This is a genomic window from Bradyrhizobium zhengyangense, assembly GCF_022012555.1.
In the GTDB taxonomy this organism is placed as follows: domain Bacteria; phylum Pseudomonadota; class Alphaproteobacteria; order Rhizobiales; family Xanthobacteraceae; genus Bradyrhizobium; species Bradyrhizobium zhengyangense.
This window is the reverse complement of record NZ_JAKLTZ010000019.1, coordinates 32,482-48,168: the sequence shown is the minus strand read 5'-3', so window position 1 is coordinate 48,168 and position 15,687 is coordinate 32,482. Positions and strand designations below refer to the sequence as shown.

General features: G+C 63.9%; 17 protein-coding genes. 10 read left to right on the top strand and 7 right to left on the bottom strand.

Annotated features, from left to right (window positions below):
* Window positions 1-128 precede the first annotated feature (128 nt).
* From L6639_RS37180 to L6639_RS37170, 3 genes are all read right to left on the bottom strand, one after another.
* Window positions 129-1,229 (bottom strand): alkene reductase, encoded by a 1,101-nt coding sequence (locus tag L6639_RS37180; protein WP_237866470.1) that lies wholly within the window; start codon window positions 1,227-1,229, stop codon window positions 129-131.
* A gap of 178 nt (window positions 1,230-1,407) precedes the next feature.
* Complete coding sequence (locus L6639_RS37175) at window positions 1,408-1,911, bottom strand: DUF1993 domain-containing protein (RefSeq protein WP_237866468.1); 504 nt, start codon at window positions 1,909-1,911, stop codon at window positions 1,408-1,410.
* Between the two features lie 109 nt (window positions 1,912-2,020).
* Window positions 2,021-3,322, bottom strand: a complete 1,302-nt coding sequence (locus tag L6639_RS37170; RefSeq protein ID WP_237866466.1) for a lytic murein transglycosylase — start codon at window positions 3,320-3,322, stop codon at window positions 2,021-2,023.
* A 182-nt stretch (window positions 3,323-3,504) separates the two neighbouring features.
* On the opposite strand from L6639_RS37170, the gene htpX reads away from it, so the two are divergent.
* From htpX to L6639_RS37155, 3 genes are all read left to right on the top strand, one after another.
* Window positions 3,505-4,437, top strand: coding sequence for a zinc metalloprotease HtpX (htpX, locus tag L6639_RS37165; protein ID WP_237866465.1), 933 nt, complete (start codon window positions 3,505-3,507; stop codon window positions 4,435-4,437).
* Window positions 4,438-4,691: 254 nt separating this feature from the next.
* The gene (locus L6639_RS37160; RefSeq protein ID WP_237866464.1) at window positions 4,692-4,871 is read left to right on the top strand and encodes a hypothetical protein; all 180 of its coding nucleotides are present in this window, start codon (window positions 4,692-4,694) and stop codon (window positions 4,869-4,871) included.
* A 172-nt stretch (window positions 4,872-5,043) separates the two neighbouring features.
* Window positions 5,044-5,685, top strand: coding sequence for a tetratricopeptide repeat protein (locus tag L6639_RS37155; protein ID WP_237866463.1), 642 nt, complete (start codon window positions 5,044-5,046; stop codon window positions 5,683-5,685).
* A 13-nt stretch (window positions 5,686-5,698) separates the two neighbouring features.
* Here L6639_RS37155 and L6639_RS37150 read toward each other — a convergent pair whose 3' ends face one another.
* Both L6639_RS37150 and L6639_RS37145 read right to left on the bottom strand, forming a co-directional pair.
* Window positions 5,699-6,067: a hypothetical protein gene (locus L6639_RS37150; RefSeq protein ID WP_237866462.1), complete on the bottom strand. Its 369-nt coding sequence runs from the start codon at window positions 6,065-6,067 to the stop codon at window positions 5,699-5,701.
* A 175-nt stretch (window positions 6,068-6,242) separates the two neighbouring features.
* Window positions 6,243-7,055 (bottom strand): hypothetical protein, encoded by an 813-nt coding sequence (locus L6639_RS37145; protein ID WP_237866461.1) that lies wholly within the window; start codon window positions 7,053-7,055, stop codon window positions 6,243-6,245.
* Window positions 7,056-7,284: 229 nt separating this feature from the next.
* Here L6639_RS37145 and L6639_RS37140 point away from each other — a divergent pair, with 229 nt between their 5' ends.
* Window positions 7,285-7,578, top strand: a complete 294-nt coding sequence (locus tag L6639_RS37140) for an antibiotic biosynthesis monooxygenase (RefSeq protein ID WP_074120044.1) — start codon at window positions 7,285-7,287, stop codon at window positions 7,576-7,578.
* A gap of 139 nt (window positions 7,579-7,717) precedes the next feature.
* On the opposite strand, the gene L6639_RS37135 is transcribed toward L6639_RS37140, so the two are convergent.
* On the bottom strand, window positions 7,718-9,163 hold the full coding sequence (locus L6639_RS37135; RefSeq protein ID WP_237866460.1) for a helix-turn-helix domain-containing protein: 1,446 nt from the start codon (window positions 9,161-9,163) through the stop codon (window positions 7,718-7,720).
* Window positions 9,164-9,396: 233 nt separating this feature from the next.
* Here L6639_RS37135 and L6639_RS37130 point away from each other — a divergent pair, with 233 nt between their 5' ends.
* From L6639_RS37130 to L6639_RS37120, 3 genes are all read left to right on the top strand, one after another.
* Window positions 9,397-11,031 carry an isocitrate lyase gene (locus tag L6639_RS37130; RefSeq protein ID WP_237866459.1) on the top strand — a complete coding sequence of 545 codons (1,635 nt, stop codon included), beginning with the start codon at window positions 9,397-9,399 and terminating at the stop codon, window positions 11,029-11,031.
* Between the two features lie 23 nt (window positions 11,032-11,054).
* Entirely contained in the window at window positions 11,055-11,264 is a 210-nt protein-coding gene (locus tag L6639_RS37125) for a DUF4170 domain-containing protein (protein ID WP_008137787.1), read from the top strand.
* 191 nt (window positions 11,265-11,455) lie between these two features.
* On the top strand, window positions 11,456-12,013 hold the full coding sequence (locus L6639_RS37120) for a hypothetical protein (protein WP_237866458.1): 558 nt from the start codon (window positions 11,456-11,458) through the stop codon (window positions 12,011-12,013).
* Window positions 12,014-12,049: 36 nt separating this feature from the next.
* Here the strand turns inward: L6639_RS37120 and L6639_RS37115 are convergent, their stop codons facing one another.
* On the bottom strand, window positions 12,050-12,931 hold the full coding sequence (locus L6639_RS37115; protein ID WP_237866457.1) for a metallophosphoesterase family protein: 882 nt from the start codon (window positions 12,929-12,931) through the stop codon (window positions 12,050-12,052).
* A 104-nt stretch (window positions 12,932-13,035) separates the two neighbouring features.
* Between L6639_RS37115 and L6639_RS37110 the strand changes: the two genes are divergently transcribed.
* From L6639_RS37110 to L6639_RS37100, 3 genes are read left to right on the top strand one after another with little or no spacing between them, the layout of a single operon-like run.
* Complete coding sequence (locus L6639_RS37110) at window positions 13,036-13,527, top strand: NUDIX domain-containing protein (RefSeq protein WP_237866456.1); 492 nt, start codon at window positions 13,036-13,038, stop codon at window positions 13,525-13,527.
* A 47-nt stretch (window positions 13,528-13,574) separates the two neighbouring features.
* A complete protein-coding gene (locus L6639_RS37105) occupies window positions 13,575-14,726 on the top strand; it encodes a hypothetical protein (protein WP_237866455.1) in 1,152 nt (383 codons plus the stop codon).
* On the top strand, window positions 14,723-15,658 hold the full coding sequence (locus tag L6639_RS37100) for a glycosyltransferase family 2 protein (RefSeq protein WP_237866454.1): 936 nt from the start codon (window positions 14,723-14,725) through the stop codon (window positions 15,656-15,658). Before L6639_RS37105 ends, L6639_RS37100 begins: the two co-directional genes overlap by 4 nt.
* Window positions 15,659-15,687 lie beyond the last annotated feature (29 nt).

Here is a 15,687-nt window from a genome sequence, read left to right as displayed (position 1 = left end):
GCATTAGAGCAAGGATGCGAGGGTCCAGCAATATAGCGGGACTGGGCGCACCGAAGGAAAAAAGGCCGGGAGTGATCCCGGCCTTTTGTCTTTCTCACCTATCCCCGCAAGCGGGGAGAGGGAGACGATCACTCCGCCGGCTCGGCCGCCAGCGTCGGGTAGTCCGTGTATCCCTTGGCGCCGCCGCCGTAGAACGTGTTCTTGTCCCAATCGTTCAGCGCCGCGCCCGTCTTCAGCCGCTCGACCAGGTCGGGGTTGGAGATGAACGGCTTGCCGAAGGCGATGAGATCGGCCGCATTTGCGTCGAGCACCTTGGTGGCGAGATCGAAATCGTAGCCGTTGTTGGCGACGTAGGCACCAGCGAAGCGCTTGCGGATGCTCGCATAGTCGAACGGGGCGACGTCGCGCGGACCGCCGGTGGCACCTTCGACGACGTGGAGATAGACAAGCTTCAGCGCGCTGAGGCCGTCGACGATATGGTCGTACAGAGCTTGCGGGTTCGAATCCGAGATGTCGTTGGCGGGCGTCACCGGCGAGATGCGGATGCCGGTGCGGTCGGCGCCGGCTTCAGTCACGACGGCCTTGGAGACTTCCAGCATCAACCTGGCGCGGTTCTCGATCGAGCCGCCATAGGCGTCGGTGCGCTTGTTGGCGCCGTCCTTGGCGAACTGCTCGAGCAGATAGCCGTTGGCGCCATGAATCTCGACGCCGTCGAAGCCGGCTTCCAGCGCATTCTTCGCGGCGCGCTTGAAATCGTCGATGATTCCCGGAATTTCGGAGAGCTCGAGCGCACGGGGCTCGGAGACGTCGGCAAAGGTGCCGTTCACGAACGTCTTGCCCTTGGCGCGGATCGCGCTCGGCGCCACCGGGGCTGCGCCATTCGCCTGGAGGTCGACATGCGAGATGCGGCCGACATGCCAGAGCTGGATGAAGATCTTGCCGCCGCGCTCATGCACCTTGTCGGTGACCTTGCGCCAGCCGGCGACCTGGTCCTTGCTGTAGATGCCGGGGGTGTCCTGGTAGCCCTGGCCCTGCTGCGAGACCTGGCTCGCTTCGGTGATCAGCAGGCCTGCGGAAGCGCGTTGGCCGTAATACTCAGCTGCGAGCGGGGAGGGGACGAAGGTGCCGGGCGCGGCGCGGTTGCGCGTCAGCGGTGCCATCACCAGGCGGTTGGCCAGCGTGATCGGGCCGAGCTTGTAGGTCTCAAACAATTTGGTCGAGCGGCTCATCGGGATGCTTCCAGAGGTTAAGAGGTCTGGAACACTTGTGCATCGCGGCATCAGGCGCAAGGGATGAGCCATACGGAAAGTGCAGGCGAGCTGCGCGGCAGGGCCCGCGCAGCATGATTCATGCGCAAATTCGGCCGTGGCAGCGGATTTCCGCTGTCGTGGCCGTGCGATCCAGCAATCAGTTCGCGCCGAGGAAATCGCGTTTGCCGATCTCAACGCCGTTGTGGCGCATGATGCCGTGAGCGGTCGTGGCGTGGAAATAGAAGTTCGGCAGCGAGACGGCGCTGAAGAACTGCTGACCCCTGAGCGTCATGGTCCGGTCCGGGCCAGCCGGGAAGGTCACGTCCTTGCTGTCGGCGCCCTCGAACTGCTCTGGCTTGAACGACTTCACATAGTCGATCGTCTTCGCGAGCCGCTGCTTCAGCTCCTCAAACGTCTTTTCCGTGTCGGGCATCGAAGGCAGCTCGCCATGGGTCAGCCGGGCGCAGCCCTTGGCAGCGAAATCGCTGGCCAGCTGGATCTGCTTCGAGAGCGGCAGCATGTCCGGGAACAGGCGGGAGCCGAGCATGACGCTCGGGTCGATCTTCTTGGCCGCGCAATGCGCCTCGGCCTTGGTGAGCAAGCCGGTCAAGCTGTTCAGCATTTGCAAATAGGCGGGGACGACGGCGTCATAGAAGGACATGTGATGCTCGCTTTGATGGTGGGAATCTCAGGCGGAAAACCTGAGCCACTCACATGGGAGCCTCATGGAATAATACAATTGCGAAAATGGCTTGTGCGGTGCGAAAATTCTATCGCACTGTCGCCTGGGGCTGCGCCTGTGCCGTGCCGCCGCGCATGCGGGCCAGAAGCTCCACGGTCGGCCAGGAATCGGCCGGCAGGCCGTATTTGATCTGCATCGCCTTGACGGCCGCGCGGCTCTGCTGGCCGAGAACGCCGTCGACCTTGCCGACATTGAAGCCGGCCTGGACCAGCAGCTGCTGCAATTGCTTGAGCTCGTTGAACGGCAATTGCGCCACTTGCCCGGCAGGCTTGCGCATCGGCGCTGCGCCCGCGATGCGCGAGGCGAGATAGCCTGCGGTGGTCGAATAGATCAGCGAGTTATTCCATTCGGTATAGGCGGCGAAATTCGCGTAGGCCATGAAGGCTGGCCCAAAGCGTCCCATCGGCAGCAGCACGGAAGCCGGAAGATTATCGTTCGGCAGCGGCCGGCCGTCGGGATAGGTGACGCCGAACTGTGCCCATTTCGAGCGCGGCAGCTGCACGCTGAGGTCGGTCTGATCCCATGGCAGGTTCTGCGGGACCTTGATCTCTTCCAGCCACGGCTCGCCGCGCCGCCACTTCAACCCATTGGCGATGTAGTTCGCGGTCGAGCCGATCACATCGTCCCCGCTGCGTAAGAGGTCGCGCCGCCCGTCGCCATCATAGTCGACGGCGTAGTTGACATAATGCGTCGGCAGGAATTGCGTCTGGCCGAGCTCGCCGGCCCAGGAGCCGATCATCTCGTCGGGCGTGAGATCGCCGCGATCGATGATCTTCAGCGCGGCGATGGTCTCGTTCACGAACATCTCCGAGCGCCGGCAGTCATAGGCGAGCGACACCAGCGATTTCAGCGTCGGCAGATTGCCCATGTTGGCACCGAAGTCGCTCTCCAGACCCCAGAACGCGGCGATGACCGCAGGCGGCACGCCGTACTCCTTCTCGGCGCGCGCGAATGCGGCCGCGTGCTGCTTGATGTGCTGCTGGCCGTTCTGCATGCGATAGGGCGCGGCCATGCGGCCGGCGAATTCGGTGAAGAGCTGGCCGAACACGCGCTGGCCGCGGTCGCGATTGACGATGCCCTGGTCGTAGACGAGGTAGGGCGAAGCCTCCGATATCGTTCGTTGCGACACGCCTGCGGCGACCGCTTGCTGTTTCACCTCGGCGAGGAAGCGATCGAAGCCCGCTCCGTTGTGGCACGAGGCGGCGCGTGGCGACGGCGCAGTCGCCCTGGGCGCCGCGGGCTTTGCGGGCGGCGGCGCGAACTGGGCGGAGGCGGGAAGGGAGAGCGCGGCGAGGGTAACGGCCGCGATCGCAAATCGGGTCAGGAGCATGAGGTTTCCGAAAGGGGAGAGGCTTGGATTCTCGACGAAGTTTAATGGAATGATCGAGCTCAAGCCAGTGCCGCGGCTCCGCGACGCACCTTGAAACCTTGCGCTTCAGCAGGGGTCGTTCCTACCTGATGTCTGCCGGCCCGCAGTGCCTTTGGCGGCCATGGCCGGCGCTGGAGACGGTCATGAACTATCTACGTACCGGAATGCTTCTCGCAGGCCTCACCGCCTTGTTCATGGGCGTGGGCTATCTGATCGGCGGCGCCTCAGGCGCCATGATCGCGCTCGTGATTGCAGCGGCGACCAATCTCGTCACCTACTGGAACTCCGACCGCATGGTGCTCTCGATGTACGGCGCCCATGAGGTCGACCGTCAAAGCGCGCCGGAGCTGGTCGGGCTCGTGGCCGAGCTTGCTGGCCGCGCTGGGTTGCCGATGCCGCGGGTGTTCGTGATGGACGAGGCGCAGCCGAACGCGTTCGCGACAGGCCGCAATCCCGAGAACGCCGCCATCGCCGTCACCGTCGGCCTGATGAACCAGCTCAGCCGCGAGGAGCTCGCCGGCGTGATCGCGCATGAGCTTGCGCATATCAAAAATCACGACACACTGCTGATGACCATCACCGCGACCATCGCGGGTGCGATCTCCATGCTGGCGCAGTTCGGCATGTTCTTCGGCGGCCATCGCGACAACAACGGTCCCGGCATCGTCGGCTCGATCCTGATGATGATCCTCGCCCCGCTCGGAGCCATGCTGGTGCAGATGGCCATCAGCCGCACCCGCGAATATGCCGCCGACAATCTTGGCGCGCGGATCGCGGGACAGCCGATGTGGCTTGCCTCGGCGCTGGTGAAGATCGAGAGTGCCGCGCATCAGGTGCCGAATTATGATGCCGAGCGCAATCCGGCGACCGCGCATATGTTCATCATCAACCCGCTGTCGGGCCACGGCATCGACAATCTCTTCACCACCCATCCCTCGACGCAGAACCGCATCGCGGCGCTCCAGCAGCTCGCGGCCGAGCTCGGCACGCAGGCGACGCCCTCGGTCGGCGCCAACGAGAACTATCCGCCGCGCGGCCCGTGGGGCCGATCATCCTCGCGCGGTCCGTGGGGATGAGCTCGCGAGCAGCGCCGGCGTATTCTCACGGCGCTGCAATTCAAGCGAGAAATTTCTGATGCAACGTCGCATTGCCGGCGTCTGGCGTGATCATCGTCAGGGTGCCGATTGTTGCTGCGCACGATCCGAAATGTAGCTTGCACTCCGTCGGCCGTTGCGCCAGACCTGTCACTGCTCGCCTTGGCTGGGGGAGCAACAGGTTGGAATGCTTGCCGAGTGGCAAGATTTGCGCATGCAAATCGCCGGAGGTTCGCATGGTACCGTTGCAGATCGAGCGTGTGGTCGAACGCGACATTGCGCCGCGTGAAGGCTTTCTGGAACGAATGGAAGGCGCGCTTCTCCTGACGTCACTGGCCTCGGTAACGGTGGTCTGGTGCTACCTGCTTGGTCTGGTGGTCTGGAAGTGCTGCATCTGGGTGCTCCAATTGGCCTAGATTGGCCTAGCCCAAGGGACGGCAGGCGAGCGGGAGGCCGCCTTGCGCGGTCATGCATTATGCTGCCATTGTGATCTGGCGCACAGAGGGCCGCCTCGGGGGGTGTTAACAGCCGACCCAGAGTGTTCCTTCGAAAGGGGATGTGCGGCCGGCCTGCCGGTCGCCGTCGAAGATGACCAGAGTTGCCCTGCCATTATTGATCGTCCTGGGCGTGGCCATCGGCCTGTCCACGCATACGGTCGTGAATTGCGGCGACGAGGATGAGCCCGACATCTGCTCGGCCGTGATCGGCTTCTCGCCGTTGCGCGGCTCCCTGATCGCCTTCGCCTATGAGGGACGTGGACGGATCGCGCTACGGCACGGCGACAACGGCCGGGCGATCGCCGATTTCAACGAGGCCATCCAGCTCAATCCCAACCGCGCCTCGCTCTACCGCGACCGCGCGCAGGCATATCGGCAGAACGGCGAGCCGGAGCTTGCGATCACCGATTATGACGAGGCGATCGCGCTCGATCCCAAGCCGGCGGCGCCCTATCGCGAGCGCGGCCGTGCACTCATCGCCAAAGGCGATCTCGACCGCGCCATCCTGAGCTACAGCACGGCGGTCCGTCTCGACCCCCGCGATGCGCAGGCCCGCCTCGACCGTGGCCTCGCATTCCTTGCGCGCGGCCAGGCCATCGAGGCCCGCGCCGATTTCGAAGCCGCCCTTGCGCTGCCTCCCGGCAAGGACAGCCGGGCCCATGACGCCGCGCGCGCCAAGCTCGCCGAGCTCACCCGTTCCGAGCCGACCGAGGTCTCGACACCGCGGCGGTGAAAGCGCCGGCCGGCTATTTTGCTTTCTTTGCTTTTGCCGCCTTGGCCTTCGCGGCCTTCTTCGCCGGCTTGTCTTTCACGGGCTTTTCCTTGGCAGGCTTTTCCGCCTTCACCTCGGCTTGCGTGCTGGCGGCGAGCCGCATCGCGCGGGCGTAGCTGTCGGCGACGTTGTCTGCGGACATCTGCAGGCGCCTTGCGGCGGCCGTGGCCTGTTCCATGGTGGCCTTGGCCATCATCTTGAAGCGGGCGCCGGTCTCCTTGCTCTTGGCCTTGGCTGCGAGGCCGCTGAAGCGATCCCGCCGCTCCTTGGCGCGGGTCATCAGGCCCGTCTGCAGCTGTCTTGCCAGTTGCCGGATCACGACATCCAGGTCGGCGTCCGCCATGTCTTCTATCCTCTTCGAAACAGTCCAATCGATGCGGCGGGACTATGCAGATCAGCCCCCGCCTTGGCAATTGCCGCCCGTGCGTCATCCGCAGCTTCCGGCCTTCCAAAACGAAAAAGCCGCGCATGTCGCGCGGCTTTTGGCTTGAGGTTGGCGCAGGTGAGCCAGACCGAACTCACTTCAGCGAGGCGACCGGTCCGCTCGAGGCCGCTGCCGGATCGGGGTCGAAGCCGAACACGCCGACCAGATATTTGTAATAGTCCGGCATCTTCTCCTTGAGCGCCGCGCGGGTCTTCGGATCCTGGTAATCGCTCTTTCCCGCCAGGAAAATGCTCCCAGTCACGGCAAAGAATTCCATGTGATTCTTCATCGCGTAGGCCTCCTTGGGCAGGAGATCCTTGGACTTGGCATAGGCGTAATAGCTGATCACGCCCTTGTTGGCGTAGCCGTCGGGCAAGAGTCGTGCGTGATAGGCGTGCAGCATTTCATGCAGCAGCACGGCCTCTTTCTCGTAGCGCATCATGTCCGGCCGGATCATGATCACGCCGAGCCCGGAATCGACCGCGAGGTCGACGGCGTTCGGATTGGTCCAGCGCTGCTTGTCATGGTCCCACACCGTCAGCGTGCGGGGCGAGGTGCGCTGGATGTCCGGCGTGACCCGGCCGTAGCAGGCGGTCGCGGCGCCTTCGTCCAGGCAAGCCAGCTCGCTCGCGATGATCGGAACGGTGTGGAAGAAACGCATCACGCGCGGCGAGAGGCCGGCGGCCTCGACGACGTCGATCTGCTGCTTCAGATTGTCTGTGAGCTTGTCGAGGTCCTTGCGATCGGACGCCTCCGACACGTCGAACATGTAGCCGCGATAGCTCTGAAAGCCGGGCGGCAGCGGCTTCGCGGCATCGGCCGACGCAACGTCGAGCGAGCCGGCGTTGGACGGATTGGCAAAGAGCGCGCCGACAACGGTCGCGGTCAGCAGCAACGCAATGCGCATGATGAACCCCCTGATGTCACTTCACGCGGCAGGATAAGCTGCCGTTGTTTGCGAAAAGTGAGTGGGGCGAGACTAAGGCAGCGATGTTGAGGCGTGCTTAATCCTTGGTTGCAGATCGCGCAGGCGGATTAGGGCAGGGTTAACCAAGCAGGGTATCCCGGCTCCGCGCTTCGGCGTAGGATCGAAGCCGGGCACCATGCCCACAGCAATACCCGGAAGGGAGGATGCCATGTATGCCGCCATCCGTCAGGCCAAGGCCAAGAGCGGAAGCGCCGAGGAGCTTGCTCGCCGCATCAAGGACGGTGCCGTTCCGATCATCAGCGACGTCGACGGCTTCAGGGCCTATTACGTGGTCTATGCCGGCGACGACACCGTGACCGCGATCTCCATCTTCGACAAATTCGAGCAGGCCGAGGAGGCCAACAAGCGCGCGATCGCCTGGATCGAGAAGGATCTGGGCTCGCTGCTGGCCGGGCACGCGAGCGCCGCGGCCGGGCCGGTGATCGTGCATACGCTGGCGTGAGGGTGGCGGTTCGCGCTCGCCTCGCGCTCAACTGTCATCGCCCGGCTTGACGATCCAGTACGCCGAGACGGTGGTGGTTGAACCGAGGCGCCGCGGCGTACTGGATGCCCCCGCTTTCGCGGGGCATGACAGTTGAGCTTCACAACTCCCTTGCATTCGAGAACGCGAAGCTCGACACCCTTCTCGTCGTCTCGTCCAAAATCAGCGTGCGCGTGATCGGCGGCTCGGCGCGCTGGGCGCAGTTTTCGCGCTCGCAGAGGCGGCAGTTGACGCCGATCGGCGTGCCTTCCGTCTTCTCTAGGTCCATGCCGGCTGCATAGACCAGGCGTGACGCATGACGGATCTCGCAGCCGAGGCCGATGGCGAAGCGCGGCTGTGGCAGCGGGTGCGGCGCGACGGGACGGCGCACCATCTGCGCGATCGAGAAATAGCGCGTGCCGTCGGAGAGCTCGATCACCTGCTTGAGCAGGCGATCCGGCGTGTCGAAGGTCGAGTGCACGTTCCATAAAGGACAGGTGCCGCCGAATTTCGAGAACGGGAACGTGCCGGACGAGAAGCGCTTGGAGACGTTGCCGGCATTGTCGACACGCAGGAGGAAGAACGGAATGCCGCGCGCGTTCGGCCGCTGCAAGGTGGTGAGGCGATGGCAGACCTGCTCGAAGCCGGAATTGAAGCGCTGCGCCAGCACGTGAATGTCGTAGTTCAGTGCTTCGGCCGCGGCGAGGAACGCCGGATACGGCATCATCACGGCGGCCGCAAAGTAATTGCCGAGCGTGATGCGGAACAGCCGCCGCGGCGCATCGTCGAGCGGACCGGCGCGGCCGATGATGGTCTCCAGGGCTTGCGCGCATTCGCCCAGGCCCAGCTGAAAGGCGAGCTGGAAGGCGCGGCCGGGCGGATCGACCAGCTCCGAGATCAGCAACTGGCGGCGGTGGCGGTCGAAACGGCGGAGCGTCTCGCGCATTACGTCGACAGGCATGATGCGGGTCTGGATCGAATGCTTTTCCCGCAGGCGCTCCACAAGCGCGGCATAGAGCCCCTCGGCCGGCACATTCAATTCGTCGCGCAGGTTTTCCGCGGCCTGCTCGAGCTCCGGAAAATAGTTGCGATTGGCCTCGATCAGCTCGCGCACGCGCTCGACCGGATTGGCCTCATAGCGCGTGCCGACGTCGCGGTCGGCCATTTGCGCGGCCGCCAGCGTCTCGCCCTGGCGCGCCTCGGTATAGGCGGCATAGAGCCGTTGCAGTGCATGGGTGACGCCGGGGCAGAGCTCGGCGAGGTCGCGCAGCTCCTGCTTGGGCACGTCGATCTGGCGGAACAGCGGATCGGAGAAGATCTCGTTCAACTCGGCGAAGAAGCGGTCCTCGTCGGCGGTGGCGAGGTCGCGCAAGTCGAGGTCGTAGGTCTCGGCCAGCCGCAGCAGGATCTGCGCCGTCACCGGGCGCTGGTTCCGTTCGATCAGGTTGACATAGCTCGGCGAGATCCCGAGCCCCTCGGCGATCTGGGTCTGGGATAATCCCAATTGTTGCCGGATCCGCCGGAAGCGGGGGCCGACGAACAGCTTTTTCCCGGACTCAGCGGGCATTTCAGGCCTCCAGAGGGATCAAGGTCAGTCTTTCTGACCTATAATTTACAACATTTACAAAATAACATCTATTACATGTTCTGATGTTACATGACATCACCATTCAAATACAAGGCCTCTATACGAACTTCTCTTTCTCGCGTTTATCTCGAGACACGCATTTCGCAATGCATTGTCAAAAATGTCGATGACGAAGCACTTCGTTTTGTCATCCGTCGAGAAGGATAAGGCACATGAACTACCAGCCCCGCGGCATCAGCACCCTTCAGGGCCCGGCCTCGTATCAGAGCGAGATCGATGCGGCCCAGGCGCTCCTCAAGACCCAGCCGACCTGGAACGGGGTGACGGCCGAGGCCGTCGCGCGCATGCGCCTGCAGAACCGTTTCAAGACCGGCCTCGACGTCGCCCGCTACACCGCGGCGCTGATGCGGGCCGACATGGCGGCCTATGACAACGATCCGACCAAGTACACCCAGTCGCTGGGGTGCTGGCACGGCTTCATCGCGCAGCAGAAGCTGATCTCGATCAAGAAGCATTTCGGCGGCAAGACCGATCGCAAATATCTTTACCTGTCCGGCTGGATGATCGCGGCCCTGCGCTCCGAATTCGGCCCGCTGCCCGACCAGTCGATGCATGAGAAGACCTCGGTGCCGGCGCTGATCGAGGAGCTCTACACCTTCCTCCGTCAGGCGGATTCCCGCGAGCTGAACGACATCTTCCGCGGCCTGGACAAGGCGCGCAAGGAAGGCGACACCGCGCGTGAGAAGGAGCTGATCGCGAAGATCGACAACTTCCAGACCCACGTCGTTCCCGTCATCGCCGACATCGACGCCGGCTTCGGCAACGCCGAGGCGACCTATCTGCTCGCCAAGAAGATGATCGAAGCGGGCGCCTGTGCGCTCCAGATCGAGAACCAGGTCTCGGACGAGAAGCAGTGCGGTCACCAGGATGGCAAGGTCACCGTGCCGCACGAGGTGTTCATCGCCAAGATCCGCGCCTGCCGCCACGCCTTCCTCGAGCTCGGCGTCGAAGACGGCATCATCGTCACCCGCACCGACTCGCTCGGTGCCGGCCTGACGCAGCAGATCGCTGTCAGCCACAAGCCCGGTGATATCGGCGACCAGTACAACAGCTTCCTCGACTGCGAGGAAGTCACGGCGGCGAATGCCAGGAACGGCGACGTCATCATCAACCGCAACGGCAAGATGATGCGTCCGAAGCGGCTGCCCTCGAACCTCTACCAGTTCCGCGCCGGCACGGGCGAGGACCGCTGCGTGCTCGACAGCATCACTTCGCTCCAGAACGGTGCGGACCTGCTGTGGATCGAGACCGAGAAGCCGCATATCGAGCAGATCGCCAAGATGGTCGACCGCATCCGCGAGGTCATCCCGAACGCCAAGCTCGCCTACAACAACTCGCCGTCCTTCAACTGGACCATCAACTTCCGTCAGCAGGTCTACGACGCGATGAAGGAAGCCGGCAAGGATGTCAGCAAGTACAGCCGCGCCGAACTGATGAAGCCGGAATATGACGATACGCCGCTGGCCATCGAGGCTGACGAGCGCATCCGCACCTTCCAGGCGGATTCGGCCAAGCGCGCCGGCATCTTCCATCACCTGATCACGCTGCCGACCTACCACACGGCCGCGCTGTCCACCGACAATCTCGCACGCGAGTATTTCGGCGAGCAGGGTATGCTCGGCTACGTCAAGAACGTGCAGCGCCAGGAGATCCGTCAGGGCATCGCCTGCGCCAAGCACCAGAACATGGCCGGCTCCGACATCGGCGACGACCACAAGGAATACTTTGCGGGCGAAGCGGCCCTGAAGGCGGGCGGCGCCCACAACACCATGAACCAGTTCGGCTAACGCACCTCGACAGGAGACTGACAATGACCAAAGGCAGCAATTTCTGGGTGATCGGCGGCGAGTTCGGCTCGATGAACTTCCACAAGCTCGTCGAAGGCTCGGCCCAGGTGCAGGGTCCGTTCAAGACCCGCAAGGAAGCCGAAGACGCCTGGCGCTCGGTTTCGGAAGAGAACCGCCACAAGGCCGGCGTCCGTTTCTCGATCGTGGAAGAGCCGTCCCGGGTCTCGGCCTGACGGCTGGCTGATAAACGACTTAAGAAGACGTCCAAGGACGGAAGGTCCCATCCGGCGCAAGCCGGGTGGGATCGTCTGTTTTTGGCACACATCAGCGGCCTGTGGGCACCGTAAGTATCTGGAATAATGGGCCCTTTGCGGGGCTGTTGGTTGCTGATAGGTTAATGGGAGAGTTGAGGACAGGGACGACAATGTCAGAGCCCGAGACCAGCAGTATCAATCCCGGCCAGCCGCGTCCGGTGCGGCTGCGCGATGCGCTGTTGCGCGCGCGGATTGAGGCTGCCGATCGGACCGGCGTGGTCGTCGATCTCAGGGACGCCGAGGTGGCCCGGCTCGAGATCCTCAACGACGCGCTCGATCCGCTATTCGCCCAGGTGCCTGACAGGATCGATCTGTTCGACCGCGGCATCAGCCAGGGTGATACGCCGAGACTCTGGGTCGACGTCGTTGCCCATATCATGATGGGACGCGACAAGCGGCAATACCGCTTCGTCCAGGACACCCGGTTCGGCCGCATCGTGCTCGCCGAATCGCACGACACCGCCGTGATCGTGGACGCCGTGACCGACTACGTCGCCCGCCGCATGATCGAGCGCGAGCATGCGATGGTGGTGCCGCCAGAGCCCAAGGAAGAAGTTGCGGAGCAGCCGCCGCGCCGCTCGCGCGTCTGGCCGTTCCTGTTCGGCTTCATCCTCGGGGCCGCCGCGCTGTTCGGTGTCGCCGTGCTCGCGGTGTTGCGGAGCTGGTAAGTTTTATCCACCGTCATTCCCCGGAATGACAGCCAGCTACACCACCCGCGTGCGTTTGATCTCCCGGATCTGCAGGCCATGATCGATGCTCCGCACGATCTGCTCGCAGCGCCAGCCGGCATTGTCCTTCTCGATCGCAAACAAATTGTAGGCCGCCGCGGGATAGCGCCCGTGCGCGAGCGCGGAGGCCGATGGCACGCCAATCGCGGGAATGTTGCCATCAGGGCCTTCGAACCACATGGTCGAATGAATGTGGTCGTGCCCGTGCAGGATCAGCTCGACACCCTGGCGCTTCAGGAGCGCCAGCAGCGCGACCGAATCCGTCAGCCGCTTCTGGCGCGCGTCGGACTTCAGGGGGTGATGCACCAGCAACACGCGGAAGACGTCTTCGGCCGCGAGCTGCACGAGCACCTGTTCGAGATTGGCGAGCTGATCGCGCCCGAGCGTGCCCGTCGCCATCAAGGGCAGCGTCGGCACGGCGCTGGAGAGGCTGATCAGCGCAACCGGCCCGCGCCGGCGCACGCCGGGAAAGCCAACGCGGCCCTCGTCGTCCGCGAGATAAGGCGCAAAGGTCTCGCCGAAGCGGTGATAGGTCGCGCGGACATAGGCATCGTGATTGCCGGGAATTGTGGTGACGCGGTCGGGCGGGCCGACACTGTCGAGCCAGGCGCGCGCCGGTGCGAATTCCGCCTCCATCGCCAGGTTGACGAGATCGCCGGTCACCGCGATATGGTCCGGCGCCTGCGCCTGCACATCCGCAACCAGCGCGTCGAGCACCTCGCGGCGCTGGTATTTATGGCGGTTGCGCGTCCAGTTGACGTAGCCGAGCACGCGCTTGCCGGCGAGCTCGGTCAGCCGCGGCTTCGGCAGCGGCGGCAGATGCGGGTCGGACAGATGGGCGAGCGTGAAGGGTGCCATGAAAGATGCCATCGCGCGCGATTGCCTCGCTATTCATATGCTGTAATGGCAAGGTCGCCGGCAACGTGCAAGGAAAGCCTGAAAGAGGAAAGCCTGAAAGACTGATGGGAGAGCGTCTGTACCGGATCCGACGGAAATTCGAGCCGCTGCTGCGGCGGTTCTTCCACGCCTATTTCCTGGTGGTCCGTGGCATGACGCTGGGCGTTCGCGCCGTGGTGCTCGATGCCGACAACAAGGTGTTTCTGGTCAAGCACAGCTACGTCTCCGGTTGGTATCTGCCCGGCGGCGGGGTCGACTTTGGCGAGACCATGGAACAGGCGATGCGCCGCGAGCTCAAGGAGGAGGGCGACATCGACCTGACCGGAGAGGCCCTGCTGCATGGCATCTTCCTGAACAGCCATGTCTCCCGCCGCGACCATGTCGCGGTCTACGTCGTCAGGCATTTCCGGCAGGACCGGTTGCCCGAGCCCAACCGCGAGATCATCGAATGCGGCTTCTTCGACGCTGCCGCGCTGCCGGAGGGGGTAACGCCCGGCACGCGGCTGCGGATCGCGGAAGTGCTCGATGGCAAGCCCCTGATGACGACGTGGCGCTGAGGGCGGGCTATGCTAGTACGGGTCCGCACGGGCACCACGGAAACCTGATGAAAGCTGCAAAACTCGTCTTCGGCCTGATCTGCCTTGCGATCCTCGCCAGCAACATTTGGACAATGTCGCGCTGGAGCGAGGCGCGTGGGGTCTACGACGACATCTGCTATCTCAGGCAGGCACATCTGTTTCAGCGCTTCGGCGCCGGCGGGCTCGACACCAATGTGGTGAGGGACGACGATCGCTACTTCGAAGGCAAGATGAAGGAGATCGCCTTTCCCGAGTGGACGGATCAGCTCCGCTGGCCGTGCCACAATCCGATGCGGGGCGGCAAGATCGTGCTGCAATATCCGCCGGGCACGGGCTTCCTGCTGGCGCTGTTTCCGGAAGGCCATCAGGTGGTGCCGCTCTACATTGCCGCGAGCCTGGTCGTGTGCGGCCTCGCGCTAACAGGCATTGGTCTGGCGCGGACGCTGCCGTCGGTCGTCGGCGCAGGCCTGTTCGGCGCACTTACCGTCTATCTCATGATCAACCCGGCCAAGGCGAGCTATTCGATCGCGCCGACCATGGCCGTGTGCGCTGTTGCAGGTTTCCTGACTGCGGTTTGGCTGAGCAGAGACAAACGCAGCGTTCTGCTGATTGCGTTGATAGGTCTCCTGCTCGGCATCTCCGTCAATTTCAGGCTGCCGAACGCACTGCTCGCCGCCGGCTATTTCCTGTTCCTCGGTATTCCCTTTTTGTGGACGCGCTCCCTCGTAACGTTCGTGCAGGGCCTTGCCTTCGGTGCGGGCGTGCTGGTCGGTATGGCGCCGACGCTGGTCGCGCAGGCCATCAACGCCGGCAGCGCGCTGGCGACGACCTATGGCAGCGCCGACGTGGTCGCGCCCGCGTTCGATCTTGCCGTGTTCGGCCAGTATTTGCGCGACATGCAGTTCGTGCTGATCGTGCTCGCGATCGGCGCGACACTCTGGCTGCTGCGGGCCGGCGAGGGGCATATGCGACAGGCCGCGCTCGTCGTTGCGGGCAACCTCGTCGTCAATCTCGGCTTCTTCATGAGCCATCCGATCTTCACGCCGTACTATGTCGTGCCGATTGCGATGCTGTCGCTGTGGACGCTGTCGTTTGCCCGGCTGCTGCAGCCTGCCGCTGTGCCTGAGGCTGCATCGACTCGGCATGAGCCGGCCAGTCGCGGAGCGATACCGCAATGACATCGGCCCAACCTCGCATTGCCGTGCTGGTGCCCTGCTACAACGAGGAGGCGGCGGTTGCGACTGTCGTCGCCAATTTCCGCAGCGCGCTGCCTGCCGCGGAGATCTATGTCTACGACAACAACTCACGCGACCGCACCGCTTCCGTCGCGCGTGAGGCCGGTGCGATCGTCCGTAGCGAGCGGCGGCAGGGCAAGGGCCACGTCGTGCGCCGTATGTTCGCCGACGTCGAGGCCGACATCTACGTGCTGGTCGACGGCGATGCCACCTACGACGCGCCGAGCGCCCCCGCCATGATCGACAAGCTGCTCGACGGGCATCTCGACATGGTGGTCGGGCTCCGCATCGACCAGTCGCAGGCGGCCTACCGTCTCGGCCATCGCACCGGCAACCGCATGCTGACCGGCTTCCTGTCATCCACCTTCGGACAGGAGTTCAAGGACATCCTGTCCGGCTACCGCGTTTTTTCGCGCCGCTTCGTCAAATCCTTCCCTGTGCTCTCCGACGGTTTCGAGATCGAGACCGAGCTTGCGGTCTACGCGCTGGAATTGTCGCTGCCGGTGGCCGAGGTCGAGACACCCTATTACGCCCGCCCCGAGGGCTCATTCTCGAAGCTCAACACCTGGCGCGACGGCTTTCGCATTCTCGGCACCATGCTCAAGCTCTACCGCTCGGAGCGGCCGCTGCGCTTCTTCACGGTGATCGGAATCCTGCTGGCGTTGGTCGCGATCATCCTCGCGATCCCGATCGTCATCACTTTCATCGAGACCGGACTGGTGCCACGCTTTCCGACTGCCATCCTGTCGATGGGCCTGATGATCATGGCGATGCTGTCGGTCTCGTCCGGGCTCGTGCTCGATACCGTGACGCGCGGCCGGCGGGAGATGAAGATGCTGGCCTATTTGTCCCAGCCGGCGCTGAAAAGCGACTGAAGTTGGGCGCGACGCCCATGGACCTCAAC

Coding starts and splice junctions, on each gene's coding strand:
- L6639_RS37105 (WP_237866455.1), top strand. CDS start 13,575: ATGAAAGCTGCAAAACTCGTCTTCGGCCTGATCTGCCTTGCGATCCTC.
- L6639_RS37120 (WP_237866458.1), top strand. CDS start 11,456: ATGTCAGAGCCCGAGACCAGCAGTATCAATCCCGGCCAGCCGCGTCCG.
- L6639_RS37150 (WP_237866462.1), bottom strand. CDS start 6,067: ATGGCGGACGCCGACCTGGATGTCGTGATCCGGCAACTGGCAAGACAG.
- L6639_RS37155 (WP_237866463.1), top strand. CDS start 5,044: ATGACCAGAGTTGCCCTGCCATTATTGATCGTCCTGGGCGTGGCCATC.
- L6639_RS37175 (WP_237866468.1), bottom strand. CDS start 1,911: ATGTCCTTCTATGACGCCGTCGTCCCCGCCTATTTGCAAATGCTGAAC.
- L6639_RS37100 (WP_237866454.1), top strand. CDS start 14,723: ATGACATCGGCCCAACCTCGCATTGCCGTGCTGGTGCCCTGCTACAAC.
- L6639_RS37140 (WP_074120044.1), top strand. CDS start 7,285: ATGTATGCCGCCATCCGTCAGGCCAAGGCCAAGAGCGGAAGCGCCGAG.
- L6639_RS37170 (WP_237866466.1), bottom strand. CDS start 3,322: ATGCTCCTGACCCGATTTGCGATCGCGGCCGTTACCCTCGCCGCGCTC.
- htpX (WP_237866465.1), top strand. CDS start 3,505: ATGAACTATCTACGTACCGGAATGCTTCTCGCAGGCCTCACCGCCTTG.
- L6639_RS37145 (WP_237866461.1), bottom strand. CDS start 7,055: ATGCGCATTGCGTTGCTGCTGACCGCGACCGTTGTCGGCGCGCTCTTT.
- L6639_RS37125 (WP_008137787.1), top strand. CDS start 11,055: ATGACCAAAGGCAGCAATTTCTGGGTGATCGGCGGCGAGTTCGGCTCG.
- L6639_RS37115 (WP_237866457.1), bottom strand. CDS start 12,931: ATGGCACCCTTCACGCTCGCCCATCTGTCCGACCCGCATCTGCCGCCG.
- L6639_RS37160 (WP_237866464.1), top strand. CDS start 4,692: ATGGTACCGTTGCAGATCGAGCGTGTGGTCGAACGCGACATTGCGCCG.
- L6639_RS37130 (WP_237866459.1), top strand. CDS start 9,397: ATGAACTACCAGCCCCGCGGCATCAGCACCCTTCAGGGCCCGGCCTCG.
- L6639_RS37135 (WP_237866460.1), bottom strand. CDS start 9,163: ATGCCCGCTGAGTCCGGGAAAAAGCTGTTCGTCGGCCCCCGCTTCCGG.
- L6639_RS37180 (WP_237866470.1), bottom strand. CDS start 1,229: ATGAGCCGCTCGACCAAATTGTTTGAGACCTACAAGCTCGGCCCGATC.
- L6639_RS37110 (WP_237866456.1), top strand. CDS start 13,036: ATGGGAGAGCGTCTGTACCGGATCCGACGGAAATTCGAGCCGCTGCTG.